Annotated in this window: 16 protein-coding genes; 3 read left to right on the forward strand and 13 right to left on the reverse strand. The window is 43.1% G+C overall.

What is annotated here, in order from left to right; genetic code table 11:
• From C9J42_RS13865 to fkpA, 9 genes are all read right to left on the reverse strand, one after another.
• Nucleotides 1-184: GTP-binding protein (locus C9J42_RS13865; protein ID WP_233217677.1), on the reverse strand; the 184-nt coding region annotated here is incomplete at its 3' end.
• Nucleotides 185-284: 100 nt separating this feature from the next.
• Complete coding sequence (gene fusA, locus C9J42_RS13870; RefSeq protein WP_107287706.1) at nucleotides 285-2,390, reverse strand: elongation factor G; 2,106 nt, start codon at nucleotides 2,388-2,390, stop codon at nucleotides 285-287.
• 89 nt (nucleotides 2,391-2,479) lie between these two features.
• The gene (rpsG, locus tag C9J42_RS13875) at nucleotides 2,480-2,950 is read right to left on the reverse strand and encodes a 30S ribosomal protein S7 (RefSeq protein WP_005371760.1); all 471 of its coding nucleotides are present in this window, start codon (nucleotides 2,948-2,950) and stop codon (nucleotides 2,480-2,482) included.
• A 95-nt stretch (nucleotides 2,951-3,045) separates the two neighbouring features.
• Nucleotides 3,046-3,420 carry a 30S ribosomal protein S12 gene (rpsL, locus tag C9J42_RS13880; RefSeq protein WP_004399892.1) on the reverse strand — a complete coding sequence of 125 codons (375 nt, stop codon included), beginning with the start codon at nucleotides 3,418-3,420 and terminating at the stop codon, nucleotides 3,046-3,048.
• A gap of 176 nt (nucleotides 3,421-3,596) precedes the next feature.
• Nucleotides 3,597-3,890, reverse strand: coding sequence for a sulfurtransferase complex subunit TusB (gene tusB, locus C9J42_RS13885; RefSeq protein ID WP_107260663.1), 294 nt, complete (start codon nucleotides 3,888-3,890; stop codon nucleotides 3,597-3,599).
• A gap of 7 nt (nucleotides 3,891-3,897) precedes the next feature.
• Nucleotides 3,898-4,254 carry a sulfurtransferase complex subunit TusC gene (tusC, locus tag C9J42_RS13890; protein WP_005371769.1) on the reverse strand — a complete coding sequence of 119 codons (357 nt, stop codon included), beginning with the start codon at nucleotides 4,252-4,254 and terminating at the stop codon, nucleotides 3,898-3,900.
• Between the two features lie 10 nt (nucleotides 4,255-4,264).
• Nucleotides 4,265-4,657 (reverse strand): sulfurtransferase complex subunit TusD, encoded by a 393-nt coding sequence (gene tusD / locus C9J42_RS13895; RefSeq protein WP_107260661.1) that lies wholly within the window; start codon nucleotides 4,655-4,657, stop codon nucleotides 4,265-4,267.
• Complete coding sequence (locus tag C9J42_RS13900; protein WP_005371773.1) at nucleotides 4,654-5,376, reverse strand: transcriptional regulator; 723 nt, start codon at nucleotides 5,374-5,376, stop codon at nucleotides 4,654-4,656. The genes tusD and C9J42_RS13900 overlap by 4 nt, the downstream gene beginning before the upstream one ends.
• A gap of 184 nt (nucleotides 5,377-5,560) precedes the next feature.
• Nucleotides 5,561-6,415, reverse strand: a complete 855-nt coding sequence (gene fkpA, locus C9J42_RS13905; protein ID WP_107207516.1) for an FKBP-type peptidyl-prolyl cis-trans isomerase — start codon at nucleotides 6,413-6,415, stop codon at nucleotides 5,561-5,563.
• A gap of 191 nt (nucleotides 6,416-6,606) precedes the next feature.
• On the opposite strand from fkpA, the gene C9J42_RS13910 reads away from it, so the two are divergent.
• The gene (locus tag C9J42_RS13910; protein WP_107302084.1) at nucleotides 6,607-7,584 is read left to right on the forward strand and encodes a WD40 repeat domain-containing protein; all 978 of its coding nucleotides are present in this window, start codon (nucleotides 6,607-6,609) and stop codon (nucleotides 7,582-7,584) included.
• 8 nt (nucleotides 7,585-7,592) lie between these two features.
• The gene (locus C9J42_RS13915) at nucleotides 7,593-7,814 is read left to right on the forward strand and encodes a SlyX family protein (protein ID WP_005371779.1); all 222 of its coding nucleotides are present in this window, start codon (nucleotides 7,593-7,595) and stop codon (nucleotides 7,812-7,814) included.
• Nucleotides 7,815-7,887: 73 nt separating this feature from the next.
• Here C9J42_RS13915 and slyD read toward each other — a convergent pair whose 3' ends face one another.
• The 4 genes from slyD to kefG form a co-directional block, all read right to left on the reverse strand.
• Nucleotides 7,888-8,451, reverse strand: a complete 564-nt coding sequence (slyD, locus tag C9J42_RS13920; protein WP_107207514.1) for a peptidylprolyl isomerase — start codon at nucleotides 8,449-8,451, stop codon at nucleotides 7,888-7,890.
• Between the two features lie 82 nt (nucleotides 8,452-8,533).
• Nucleotides 8,534-8,743 (reverse strand): YheV family putative zinc ribbon protein, encoded by a 210-nt coding sequence (locus C9J42_RS13925; RefSeq protein ID WP_107207513.1) that lies wholly within the window; start codon nucleotides 8,741-8,743, stop codon nucleotides 8,534-8,536.
• Nucleotides 8,744-8,778: 35 nt separating this feature from the next.
• Complete coding sequence (gene kefB, locus C9J42_RS13930; protein WP_107260659.1) at nucleotides 8,779-10,584, reverse strand: glutathione-regulated potassium-efflux system protein KefB; 1,806 nt, start codon at nucleotides 10,582-10,584, stop codon at nucleotides 8,779-8,781.
• Nucleotides 10,574-11,164 (reverse strand): glutathione-regulated potassium-efflux system ancillary protein KefG, encoded by a 591-nt coding sequence (kefG, locus tag C9J42_RS13935; RefSeq protein WP_107207511.1) that lies wholly within the window; start codon nucleotides 11,162-11,164, stop codon nucleotides 10,574-10,576. Before kefG ends, kefB begins: the two co-directional genes overlap by 11 nt.
• Nucleotides 11,165-11,393: 229 nt before the next feature.
• Here kefG and C9J42_RS13940 point away from each other — a divergent pair, with 229 nt between their 5' ends.
• The gene (locus C9J42_RS13940; protein ID WP_107207510.1) at nucleotides 11,394-13,316 is read left to right on the forward strand and encodes an ABC transporter ATP-binding protein; all 1,923 of its coding nucleotides are present in this window, start codon (nucleotides 11,394-11,396) and stop codon (nucleotides 13,314-13,316) included.
• Nucleotides 13,317-13,363: the final 47 nt, after the last annotated feature.

A 13,363-nucleotide genomic window follows, 5' to 3' on the forward strand; every position in this document is an offset into this window, starting at 1 on the left:
TGATACCGCGCTCACGCTCTTCTGGAGCGTTATCGATTGATGCGAAGTCACGAGCAGCACCACCGTACACTTTTGAAAGTGTAGTACAGATAGCAGCAGTTAGAGTTGTTTTACCGTGGTCAACGTGACCGATAGTACCAACGTTTACGTGCGGTTTTACGCGTTCAAATTTTTCTTTAGACACAATTGTGTTCCTTCCTAGTTAAGATACGCCCCCTACTAGGTCGGGGACGGCTCTGAAGTTTGTATTTTATGCGTCAATAGCCATCGACGCAATAATGAAATTAGTTACGTTCTGCAATAATTTTGTCAGTAACATTCTTTGGCATTTCAGCGTACTCGCTAAACTCCATAGAATAAGACGCACGGCCTTGTGTTGCTGAACGCAAATCAGTTGCATAGCCAAACATTGCCGATAATGGAACTTGTGCACGAATAATTTTAATACCCGCATTGCCTTCGTCCATACCTTCGATCATGCCGCGACGACGGTTAAGATCGCCAACAACATCACCCATCCAATCTTCAGGCGTGGTAATTTCAACTTTCATCATAGGCTCAAGCAATACAGGGTTTGCTTGTAGCGCACCTTGTCTTAATGCCATTGAACCTGCGATTTTAAATGCAATATCGTTAGAATCAGTTTCGTGGAATGAACCGTCGAACAGCGTTGCTTTAACATCAACCATTGGGTAGCCAGCAAGCACACCACTCTTCATTTGTTCTTCGATACCAATCGCAGCAGCCGTGATATACTCTTTCGGCACGCTACCATTCACGATTTCATCTACGAATACGAAACCTTCACCAGGCTCAGTTGGTTCTAATCGTAAGCAAACGTGACCATATTGGTTACGCCCACCCGTTTCACCAGCTTGGCGAATGAATTTACCTTCGACTTCCGTTGTACCACGAATACTTTCACGGTAAGCAACTTGTGGGTTACCCACATTACAGTCAACGCTAAATTCACGTTTCATTCGATCAACAATGATATCAAGGTGAAGTTCACCCATACCAGAAATTAATGTCTGGCCAGATTCATTATCAATTTCTACTCGGAAAGATGGATCTTCCATCGCTAATTTTTCTAGCGCGATTGCCATCTTATCCTGATCGGCTGTTGAACGAGGCTCAACAACGATCTGAATTACTGGTTCAGGGAAGTCCATGCGCTCAAGAATCACTTTATGATTTTGATCACATAGGGTGTCACCTGTTGTCGCAAATTTAAGGCCAATAGCTGCAGCGATATCGCCAGCACGCACTTCTTTGACCTCTTCACGCTTATTCGCATGCATTTGAACAATGCGACCTAAACGTTCACGTTTATCTTTAATGCTGTTAAAGACAGTATCACCTGAATTTACAACACCAGAATAAACACGCATGAATGTTAACGTACCTACAAACGGGTCTGTTGCAATTTTGAACGCAAGAGCTGCAAAAGGTTCATTGTCATCTGAGTGACGTTCAACAGGGTTACCGTTTTCATCTTCACCAGTAATTGCTTTTACTTCTGTTGGTGAAGGAAGGAAATCAACAACTGCATCAAGTACTGCCTGAACACCTTTGTTCTTGAATGCAGAACCACAAGTCGCGAGTACGATTTCGTTGTTGAGTGTACGTTGACGAAGACCTACTTTAATTTCAGCTTCAGTCAGTTCGCCTTCTTCAAGGTATTTATCCATTAGTTCATCATTCGCTTCAGCGGCAGACTCAACTAAATTCATGCGCCATTCTTCTGCTTCTTCTAATAACTCAGCAGGAATGTCTTCATAGGTAAAACTAGTCCCTTGATCAACTTCTGACCAGTTAATGGCCTTCATTTTGATCAGGTCAATTACACCTTTAAATTCATCTTCAGCACCAATATTCAGTTGAATAGGTACTGGGTTTGCGCCAAGACGGGTTTTAATTTGCTCGATAACGCGAAGGAAATCGGCACCAGTACGGTCCATCTTGTTAACGAAAACCATGCGTGGTACTTCGTATCTATCAGCTTGACGCCATACAGTCTCTGACTGAGGCTCTACACCTGAAGAACCACAGAACACAACAACAGCACCATCTAATACACGTAGTGAACGTTCAACTTCAATGGTGAAGTCTACGTGTCCTGGAGTATCAATGATGTTGATTCGGTGCTCGTCGAACTGCTTGTCCATACCGCGCCAAAAGGTGGTTGTTGCAGCAGAGGTGATCGTGATGCCACGTTCTTGCTCCTGCTCCATCCAATCCATAGTAGCAGCGCCGTCGTGTACTTCACCAATCTTGTGAGATAGGCCTGTATAAAACAGGATGCGCTCGGTCGTTGTTGTTTTACCGGCGTCAACGTGAGCACAGATACCAATATTACGGTAGCGCTCGATAGGCGTTTTGCGTGCCACGGTTGTATCCTCTTACTAAGGTGAACCTTAGAATATGGTTTAGGCACAGCAGGAAAACCTGCCGTGCCCAAGCGGTATTACCAGCTATATTACCAGCGGTAATGTGCGAACGCTTTGTTCGCATCTGCCATACGGTGAACGTCTTCACGTTTCTTAACAGCAGAACCTTTGTTGTCAGCCGCATCAAGCATTTCGCCTGCTAGACGCTGAGCCATAGATTTTTCACCACGCTTACGCGCAGCTTCAACTAACCAACGCATAGCTAGTGCATTACGACGTACTGGACGTACTTCTACAGGCACCTGGTAAGTTGAACCACCCACACGGCGAGACTTAACTTCTACCGCTGGACGTACATTTTCAAGAGCTTTTTCAAATACAGCTAGGTGTTCTTCACCAGAACGCTCAGCCATAGTTTCTAGTGCAGAGTAAACAATTTTTTCTGCAGTAGATTTTTTACCGTCAACCATAAGGATGTTAACGAATTTTGCCAGCAATTCTGATTTGAATTTAGGATCTGGAAGGATCTTACGCTGACCGATTACGCGACGACGTGGCATGGATTATCTCCGTTGTCTTCTTCAGGTTATCCAAAACTTTTCAGTTTCTTCAAAATTAAATAATTTTAGTGTTTGGCCTTACTTAACGGAATCCATTAAGACTTAGGACGCTTCACACCGTACTTAGAACGACCTTGTTTACGGTCATTAACGCCTGCACAGTCAAGTGCACCACGAACAGTGTGGTAACGAACACCCGGTAAGTCTTTAACACGACCACCGCGGATAAGAACAACTGAGTGCTCCTGAAGGTTGTGACCTTCACCGCCGATGTATGATGTTACTTCGAAACCGTTTGTTAGACGAACACGACATACTTTACGTAATGCTGAGTTCGGTTTTTTAGGTGTAGTAGTGTAAACACGAGTACATACACCACGTTTTTGTGGGCACGCTTCTAGTGCTGGCACGTTGCTTTTTACAACTTGCTTAGCACGTGGCTTACGTACCAACTGGTTAATAGTTGCCATTAAATAGCTCCTGAATATTACTTTCGTAAGGTGAAAAATCTGCCTCCCAACAACAGGAGGACGCGAAATTTTAGGCATCGCACCCTAGGGTGTCAAGATCTAACCAACGATCAATCAAGTGATCATTTCTTAAACAATCCGTTTTTTATCACTTTCAAGGCTAATATCATACTTATTCACGCCCATTTCATATGCTGCTCATGCTTAACGGTTAACGAAACAAAGCCTTTATAATCAATAACATTAAGATTCTCATCACATTTACCTTGCAATCCACGTGCAATGAGATCAGCCTCAAGTAAATAAATTTTTACGCCAATATTTTTTATTACATTTAAATAATTATTTTTTGCCAAACTGGCGATCACAGCATCTTCTAACAGCAATATTTCATCACCAGCGGCAACATATGCTAAACATTGGACCAAAGATTGGCTTTGATAGGGTGAGCGAGTAACGGTATGAAGCATTACGACCTCAAAATGTAAGAAGTTGTCGACATTGATGCATTTTTTCTATTAATTGTGCTTGTTCACAAACAATCACATCGATGATCAAATCATCTGTTGTTAGTCCGCGCGCACGGAGTGATTCAGCATTCACATAAATATTTTCAACATCATAAAGTTCAAGCATTTTAAATGTCGCAATATAATCTCGACTTAAAATTGCTTGTGGCTGCTGCTGTTTTAATAACTGAAATACGCCATCATCAATAAAATACAGTGACAACTCTTCAGTATAAGCCGAACTTGCCAATACAGCATCTAGCCCTTCTCGCCCACTATTGTTGCCATGTGGTGAAGTTCTAAAGATAAAGCCCAGTGAATTCATATCTATACCACTAAAATTGTATGACGCGATCTGCCGTTAACAAGACTTCAGCAAGACCACCAAGCCCTACCTGTTCAAAGCCATCTGCAAGATTGACAGCAGATAATTGGTTTTGCTCTGCTTCTTGTTCACTGACAATACCGCGACGCAATGCGGCAGCCACACAGGTTTGCAATTCAACATTATGCGTTTTAGCAAATGCTTGCCATGCCGCCACAAGATCAAATTCATCGGATGCTGGTGCCGTTAATGCAGAGCCATTTAACACGCCATCTTGATAAAAAAACACGCGTTGTAATACGTGTCCTTCTTCAATTAATGCACTTGCAAATTGATAAGCTGAACGTGAGGTTTGGTTTCCGTATGCAGGACCATTGACCACGATAGCGTAAGTTAAGCTCACTTCTCACCATCCTCGGTTTTTCGCTGGCGAATATACAGATACACAGTGTGTTTGGAGATATTTAAACGATCTGCAACACGATTAATTGCATCTTTAATATCGAAAATGCCTTTATCAAACAACTCCATCACGATTTGACGGTTTTTGGCATTATTTGATACGTTTTTATCTGCATTAATTTCTTCGATAGTACGTTCTACCGTTTGATCAACGAGCTCATCAACATCGCTGGCAAAGTTAACGGTTGATGCCGCTTGTTTAGCTTCATCAGTAGGCATAAACGACTGCAGAATTTGAGAGAAAGGGGCATCTAAATTAACGTTTATACACAGCAGGCCAATGATATTATTTTCACCGTTACGAATGGCAATCGTGATTGACTTCATTAAGTCACCACCTTTAGCACGGGTGAAATAAGCACGAGAAAAATTGCGCTCAGAACCTTCAATATCGCGTAGCATGCGTAATGCAAGATCAGTGATTGGCGAGCCAACTTTACGGCCGGTATTTTCTCCGTTAGCAATCTTAATCGCAGAGGTGTTGAGATCGGCTAATGAATGGAGCACGATTTCACAAAAGGGACCAATTAGCGCTGCTAAACCATCAACAACGGCTTCATAAGAGCGAAGAATAATATAATCATGCTCAGAGAAGATTCGGCTATCGACGATATCACTGTCGACCATCACCTCTGAACCAAAGTTATCAGTTGAAACCACTTTTCAATCTTCCATGTTGCAATCAATACTATTAATACGACTTATACATTCAACTTATGTATTAAATAGAATCAATAAAATTTAAAATATTGCTAGTAAGTTTATCAGATAATTAAAAAGAAAAGACCCGACATAAGTCGGGTCTTGATATTTATCAGCATATTTATTGGTAAATATTGCTCAACTATTGTGTTTTTGTCTCTGTAGCTGCTGGTTTTTCAGCTGGTGCCGCTGCAGGTTTTGCAGTTTTATCACCTTTAATACTTAGTAGCTCAACTTGGAATACCAATGTTGAATTAGCTGGAATGCTTGGGTTTGCTTGAGCGCCGTAAGCAAGTTGTGGCGGAATAACAAACTCAAACTTTGAACCTACAGGCATTAGCTGAACGCCTTCAGTCCAACCAGGGATTACTTGATTTAAAGGGAAAGTGGCAGGTTGATTACGCTGGTAAGAACTGTCAAATACGGTACCGTCAGTTAGCATGCCTTTGTAATTTACTTCAACTGTATCGGTTGCTGTTGGTTTTGGACCTGTACCTTCTTTCTCAATCTTGTACATTAGGCCGGTTTTAGTTGTTACAACACCCGCTTCTTTCGAGAACTTAGTACGGAACTCTTCACCAGCTTTTATGTTTTTCTCAGCTTCAGCTTTTGCTTTTTCTTCAACAATTTTAGCTACGCGCTGGTCAAGTTCTTGAAGCGCTTGTTGGGTTTGCTCTTGCGTTAAACGACTCTTACCCGCAAATACATCTTCAACACCTTGAAGTACGTCTTGACGATTTAGGTCTAGACCTAGCTCTTTTTGCTGATCAAGGTTGGCTGATAGGTATTGCGCCAGTGATGCACCAATTGCATAAGCTGCTTTTTGATTTTCAGTTTTAAATTCAACTTTAGCATCAGCAGCTGGAGTCTTAGCAGCAACCTGCTCTACTTTCGCAGGTTCAGCAGGCTTATTGGTGTCTGCTTTATTATCATCCTGACAACCAACAGCGAGGAAAATTGTTGCTGCCAATACAGACATCTTTAGAACAGGTTTCATGTATTTCTCCATCAGTCAGTGAGGCAATGCCTCATTTTTTAACTGTACTTTTTAGAATGAGTATGAAAATAAAGTTATAACAATATACTACTAGCATTTGATTAAGTAACTGTAAAAAGCATGTCAGTTCAGTTATTTAATCAGACTAATTTACTCTACTAGTTACCCTATGCAAGCGGAACAAGAGCTTAATGTATAAAACTTTTTTTTCATTTTGTTTATTTTTATCCACTTTGACCTTGAGTGGTTGTTTCTTTTCTGGCTCAGAAGTCCAACGCTGGCAATTAGCCCCACAAGGTGCAACCAGTTTTAGCCTTAGCCGAGATGGTCGTTTTGCAATAGTTGCTGCAATCGAACAAGGTATCGTGCTATGGGACTTACATCAAAACAAAAAGTTAGCTGATTTTGGTTCTCAAGATCAACATCACAGTACGGTGATAAGTAGCCATATTTCTGACAATAAACGTTTTGCTATCACGGCCACAGCACAAAAGTTTGCTATTTGGGATCTTGGCTGGTCCCAAGCACAAGGTTTATGGTCGATTGATGACACTACCATTAGAGATGTCGCTATTGCCAATAATGGCGACGACATCTTATTAGCGCTAAGTAATGGTAAGGCCTTATTTATCAATATTAGCACAGGAAGACGACTTGAGTTTTTAGCTCATCAAGAGAAAGTTAATAGTGTCGCTCTCTCTCCTAATGGCCGTTACGCGCTATCCGGCGGCAATGATCATAATGGCTATTTATGGGATACCCGAACAGGACAAATCTTGTATGGTTTCCCTCATAAAAGTCGCATTACTCGAGTCGCACTACAACGAGATGGAAAATTTGCCCTGACTGCCGATGGCACCAATGACGTCTTTATTTGGGATTTAACCAACGGCAAGAAAGTATCAGAGCTAGACATTACCCTTCGCCAACAAACCCTTTCGAGTGCGCGTTTTTCTGATGATGGTTCAATGGTAGCAACTGGCACTCCCTCACGCCGAGTGGAGTTATGGCAAACATCGGATGGGAAAAATATCGGTAGTTGGAAGGCGGAACGTCAGCAAGACACTCGACCCGCTACAGCAGTGGTGTATGATGTCGCTATTAGCCCAACAGGTAACGTCATCTCTGGATCATCATCTGGATTTGCCCAAGCCTGGTCAACCGATTGAAAACGACCATGACTGAGATTGAACAATTACAACACCGTATTGATGAACTTGAAATGAAACAAGCCTTTCAAGAGCAAACTATTGATGATCTTAATGATGCCCTTACCAAACAACAGTTCATGATTGACCGCATGGAAGTTCAGATGAGATTTTTAGTGGGTAAGGTAAAAGGCATGCAAGCACCAAATATGGCTAGCGAGTCGGAAGAAACTCCGCCGCCACACTATTAATCGTGTTTGACTAAAAAATGAAAACAAAAAAGGAAGCCTAAGCTTCCTTTTTTATTGATATCATCAAATGATATTAGTGAGAGCAGCAACCGCCTTTCTCTTCGCCACCGCAGCAACCTTCGTCACTGTTACCGTGATCGCCACAACCGCCTTCGCCGCCACAACAACCACCACCTTGATGTAGGTGACCGTGTGCAATTTCTTCTTCAGTCGCTGCGCGTACTGCAACAACTTCAACATCAAAACCTAGCGTTTGACCAGCAAGCATGTGGTTACCATCAACAACTACGTGATCGCCATCAACTTCAGTTACTTCAACAGGGATTGGACCTTGATCAGTATCTGCTAGGAAACGCATACCAACAGTAATTTCATCAACACCTTGGAATACGTTTGCAGGAACACGTTGAACCATTTCGTCCATGTGCTCGCCGTAAGCGTCAGCAGGAGCAACAGTTACTTCGAACTTGTCGCCAGCTACATGACCTTCAAGCGCTGCTTCAAGGCCAGGAATTAGATTGTTATGACCGTGAAGGTAATCAAGTGGAGCTTCAACTGTTGATTGATCTACAACTACACCATCTTCAGTTTTCACTTGGTAAGCTAGGCTTACTACTGTGTCTTTAGCGACTTTCATGTTTACTCCAAAATTTGAGCTTGGGGTGATAAGTTTTGCGCGACATCATACAGGATAATATGGCAATGATGCTAATTCCGTATTAGTCAGGCTTGAAAACACCTATCACTTGTTGTTTGGTCGTTGACGAAAGTTGTTCACTTTCTTGTACCGATTGTGGCACCCGTGTATCTGCATGATCACAAGCCACACACTCGACATATTCAACATCATCTTGTTGCCACCAGCGTAAAGTATCGATGGTTTGACAACTAGGGCATGCAGCCCCTGCGATAAATCGTTTTTTTATCATCCTGCTCTTTCCTTGATCATCACACAAGCGCTAGCTTAATCCCAACCATGATGGCGCTCTTCCTCACCTCGCATTTCACGATCGAAAATTTCTTCTAACTCTTTACGGGCTTCTTTTTGCCTTGATGCTAAATTGACGTCTTCACTATGCTGCGGCAATAGGTCCCGTAAGGCTTGTGTATCTATTTTACGAAAATGTGCCTCAGCACGTTTCGCTTTATACGGATGCATACCTAAAGATATGAGGGCTTGGCGACCTAAATCAAGAGCACCAGCAAAAGTTTCACGTGAGAAACATTCAACACCTTGACCTAGTAATTGGTGCGCTTCAACACGACTTCTCGCCCGCGCTAATATTTTTAAGTGCGGGAAATGTTGCTGACACATAGCCACCACTTCCATGACTTCTGTCGGTGCATCAGTACAGATAATAATTGCTTCCGCATTATCTGCCCCTGCTGCGCGGAGCAAATCTAACTGAGTAGCATCACCGTAAAAAACTTTATAACCGAACTTGCGTAAAAATTGGATTTGGCTCGGATCGCGCTCAAGTACGGTTACTTTAATTTTATTAGCAAACAGTAATCGTCCTATAACTTGTCCAAAGCGTCCAAAACCCGTAATGATGACACGGGGGGCACGATCAACAACATCCGATTCTGGCTCAGGTTGCTCACTCGCTTTGAAGCTTCGCACAAACCAGCGATTTTGAAGCGTTAATACGAGCGGCGTTGTCATCATTGATATACTTACAACCACCAGCAAGAAAGCTAATAATTGCGCATCTAGTAAACCTTCAGCACGAGCGGCAGTAAACAAGACAAACGCAAACTCACCACCCTGACTTAAAATCGCCGCCATCTGACTACGTGACTTTTCTCTTACGCCAAATATCCGGGCTAAAAGATAGAGCACGATGCCTTTTACTGCGATTAATGCTAATACCGCGGCTAAAATCTGTAATGGATATTGCCACAGTAACCCAATATTTACCGCCATACCCACTGAGATAAAAAACAGCCCCAGTAATAACCCTTTAAACGGCTCTATCGCAATTTCTAATTCATGGCGATATTCGCTCTCAGCTAATAGCACCCCCGCTAAGAATGCCCCTAACGCCATGGATAATCCAAGCGCCTGCATAATCAATGCAATACCAAGCACTAACAGTAATGCCGCAACATTAAACAGTTCACGAACACCACTCATCACCACATAACGAAACAGTGGACGAAGTAAAAAATGTCCACCGACAAGGAGTACGGCGATACCCCCTAACATCCAGAATGCATCATTCCAACTCCCCCCTTTACCACCAGCGAGAGCTGGGAGTAAAGCAAGCATTGGGATCACCGCTATATCTTGAAATAGCAGTACCGCAAAACCCGATTGCCCCGTTTCACTTCCTGATAATTGCTGCTCTTCTATTACACGCAGTGCAATTGCTGTTGAAGATAACGCCAGCCCCATGCCAATCACGGCTGAATCACGCCACGTCAGCGAAGGTAAAAAGCCATTAAGGCTCATAACCACTACGGCAATAACCCCACTGGTGATCACCACCTGTCCACCACCTAACCCTAAAATGGGTTTACGCATTTGCCACAGTGTTTTCGGATTAAGCTCTAAACCAATCAGAAACAGTAACAACACTACACCAAATTCAGAGAAATGGAGGATAGCATCAACATCGGAGATCAAGCCTAAGCCCCAAGGGCCAATGGCAATACCCGCAATCAAATAGCCTAACACTGAACCTAAGCCAAGCTTTTGCGCCAAAGGGACGGCAATAATAGCTGCGGCCAAAAAAACCACACTTAGAACAAGGAAATCATTGGTCATTGTTGGTCTCCTTCTTCGTTAAGCTAATTCGAGGCTCAATAATCAAAGGGTTCGCTAACCATGATTGGTATGCGCGTGCATGTTGGTTTAATTCATCCTGCGTGACGCGTCTTGCCCAGTGCAAGATAAGTGGCGGTAACCAATGCATTTGGCAAAGATCAGCACAAATTTCAAATGGCTTTAAAATGGTATCAATACCATAACGGTTATAACCATCCGGACTATAAGCTTCTGCTCCACCACCAGTCGTGATCACCGAGCGCCAATATTTACCCACGGTTTCATTACCGTCACCGTGAGCGAAGCCTTTGCTTAACACTCTATCAAACCACTCTTTCAACAATGATGGGCAGGAATACATATAGAGCGGATGCTGGAAAATAATGATGTCGTGACTCGCGATCAGCTCATGCTCTGCGACAACATCGATAAAGAAATCGGGGTACGTGGCATATAAATCATGCACAGTAACGTGACCTAATAGCTCAATATCTTGCAACATTGCGCGATTAGCAACGGACTCATCAGGATCAGGATGAGCAAAAATAATGAGAATTGATGGTAAGTTTTGTCGTGTCATAACATCCTTTGACAATCGTTCATATTCATCATGTGCAACAATAAGGACTTGCTCAGTATTATTCCATCATACCTAATTGTTAACAAACATGATCTTTTGTTTATCATTTGTTCAGCAAAACGTAACCTAAAGCAATAGAGAGATGTTAGCCACTCTGCGCTGTTTGAGTTAGACTTCCGCCCATAAGTCCAGTTTATTTAGTGGAGCGGGCAAGACCCCGGCAATATTGATGATTATCTTTTCAGATATCCAACTTCTACGTGGTGGCAAAGTATTACTTGAAAACGCCACTTCAACGATCCACCCGGGCGACAAAGTCGGTCTTGTCGGTAAAAACGGTTGTGGTAAATCGACCCTGTTCGCTTTACTGAAAAATGAGCTCAGCTTAGATGCTGGCAACTGCCAATTTCCGAGTAACTGGGAAATGGCATGGGTTGCTCAGGAGACACCAGCGTTAGAGCGCGCAGCTATTGAGTATGTCATTGATGGCGACCGTGAATACCGTGAACTTGAACGCCAACTCCTTGCCGCAGAACAAGCTGATGATGGTACTAAAGTCGCAGAGCTTCACGGTAAAATGGACACCATTGGTGGCTATAGTATCAATGCTCGTGCGGCTGAATTACTTGACGGCCTCGGCTTTTCACAGCACCAGATGCAATGGAACCTAACTCAATTTTCGGGTGGTTGGCGTATGCGCCTTAACCTTGCTCAAGCGCTATTATGCCGCTCTGATCTGCTACTACTCGATGAGCCAACTAACCACTTAGATTTAGATGCAGTAATGTGGCTGGAAAAATGGCTGCAAAGCTACCGTGGTACCTTGGTGTTAATTTCCCATGACCGCGATTTCTTAGATCCTGTGGTTAACCGCATTATCCATATTGAAAATCAAACCATGCACAGTTACACCGGTAACTATTCATCGTTTGAAGTACAACGCGCCGAAAAACTAGTGCTACAACAAGCGATGTACCAGAAACAACAAAAGCAAATGACGCACATGCAGTCATACATTGAACGTTTCCGTTACAAGGCCAGTAAAGCACGCCAAGCGCAAAGTCGTATTAAAGCCCTCGAACGTATGGAAAAAGTGTTACCGGCTCAGTTTGATAACCCATTCAGTTTTGAATTCCGCGAGCCAAGTGCTCTGCCGAACCCAATCTTAATGATGGATCAAGTTGCCGCAGGTTATGACGACTTACTGATTTTAGAAAAAATTCGCCTGAATCTTGTTCCTGGTAGTCGTATTGGCCTACTTGGTCGAAATGGTGCCGGTAAATCGACTCTGATAAAAATGCTATCGGGTGATTTACCAGCGAAAGCCGGTGATATGGCGTATTCGCAAGGGGTTAAAATTGGTTACTTTGCCCAGCACCAATTAGAAACCTTGTACCTTGATGATACCCCAGTTCAGCATATGGCACGTATTGCGCCACAAGCAACCGAGCAACAACTCCGTGATTATTTAGGTAGCTTTGGGTTTATTGGTGATAAAGCGCTAGAAAAAGTCGGTCCGTTTTCTGGCGGTGAGAAAGCCCGCTTAGTGCTAGCACTGATTGTATGGCAACGTCCTAACCTATTACTGCTCGATGAGCCAACCAACCACCTTGATTTAGATATGCGCCAAGCACTAACGTTGGCACTGCAATCTTATGAAGGTGCAATGGTTATTGTCAGTCACGACCGTTACTTATTACGTGCAACAACCGATGACTTATATTTAGTGCATGATCGCCAAGTCGTTCCGTTTGATGGTGATTTAAATGATTATCACAAATGGCTTACCGAGCAACAGCGTAATGAGCGCCGTGATCAACAAGCAACAAAACCTGAAACCAACAAAGATAACAGCGCGGCATCGCGTAAAGAGCAAAAACGTCTAGAGGCAGAGTTCCGTAAACAAACAGCCCCTATTCGTAAAGAAATCACCAAGCTTGAAAAACAGATGGACAAGCTTAATGCCATTATCACCGATGCTGAAACCGCATTAAGTGATAGCAGTATTTATGAGGCTGAGAACAAAGTCCGTATGAATGAGCAATTAAAACTGCAAGGTGATGCAAAATCGGATTTGGAAGATGTAGAAGTTGCTTGGATGGAGTTACAAGAGCAATTAGAAGAGATGGAATCTCAATTTAGTGCCGAATAATATCGCCTAACACCTATAACGCCAACGAGTACTTCGTTGGCGTTGTT

The sequence above is a fragment of the Photobacterium sp. GB-56 genome (assembly GCF_003026105.1).
GTDB lineage: Bacteria > Pseudomonadota > Gammaproteobacteria > Enterobacterales > Vibrionaceae > Photobacterium.

What these genes read in the sequence shown, in the direction of transcription:
- rpsG (WP_005371760.1), bottom strand. Translation starts at nt 2,950, where the DNA reads ATGCCACGTCGTCGCGTAATCGGTCAGCGTAAGATCCTTCCAGATCCT.
- rpsL (WP_004399892.1), bottom strand. Translation starts at nt 3,420, where the DNA reads ATGGCAACTATTAACCAGTTGGTACGTAAGCCACGTGCTAAGCAAGTT.
- tusB (WP_107260663.1), bottom strand. Translation starts at nt 3,890, where the DNA reads ATGCTTCATACCGTTACTCGCTCACCCTATCAAAGCCAATCTTTGGTC.
- tusC (WP_005371769.1), bottom strand. Translation starts at nt 4,254, where the DNA reads ATGAATTCACTGGGCTTTATCTTTAGAACTTCACCACATGGCAACAAT.
- fkpA (WP_107207516.1), bottom strand. Translation starts at nt 6,415, where the DNA reads ATGAAACCTGTTCTAAAGATGTCTGTATTGGCAGCAACAATTTTCCTC.
- C9J42_RS13910 (WP_107302084.1), top strand. Translation starts at nt 6,607, where the DNA reads ATGTATAAAACTTTTTTTTCATTTTGTTTATTTTTATCCACTTTGACC.
- C9J42_RS13915 (WP_005371779.1), top strand. Translation starts at nt 7,593, where the DNA reads ATGACTGAGATTGAACAATTACAACACCGTATTGATGAACTTGAAATG.
- slyD (WP_107207514.1), bottom strand. Translation starts at nt 8,451, where the DNA reads ATGAAAGTCGCTAAAGACACAGTAGTAAGCCTAGCTTACCAAGTGAAA.
- C9J42_RS13925 (WP_107207513.1), bottom strand. Translation starts at nt 8,743, where the DNA reads ATGATAAAAAAACGATTTATCGCAGGGGCTGCATGCCCTAGTTGTCAA.
- kefB (WP_107260659.1), bottom strand. Translation starts at nt 10,584, where the DNA reads ATGACCAATGATTTCCTTGTTCTAAGTGTGGTTTTTTTGGCCGCAGCT.
- kefG (WP_107207511.1), bottom strand. Translation starts at nt 11,164, where the DNA reads ATGACACGACAAAACTTACCATCAATTCTCATTATTTTTGCTCATCCT.
- C9J42_RS13940 (WP_107207510.1), top strand. Translation starts at nt 11,394, where the DNA reads ATGATTATCTTTTCAGATATCCAACTTCTACGTGGTGGCAAAGTATTA.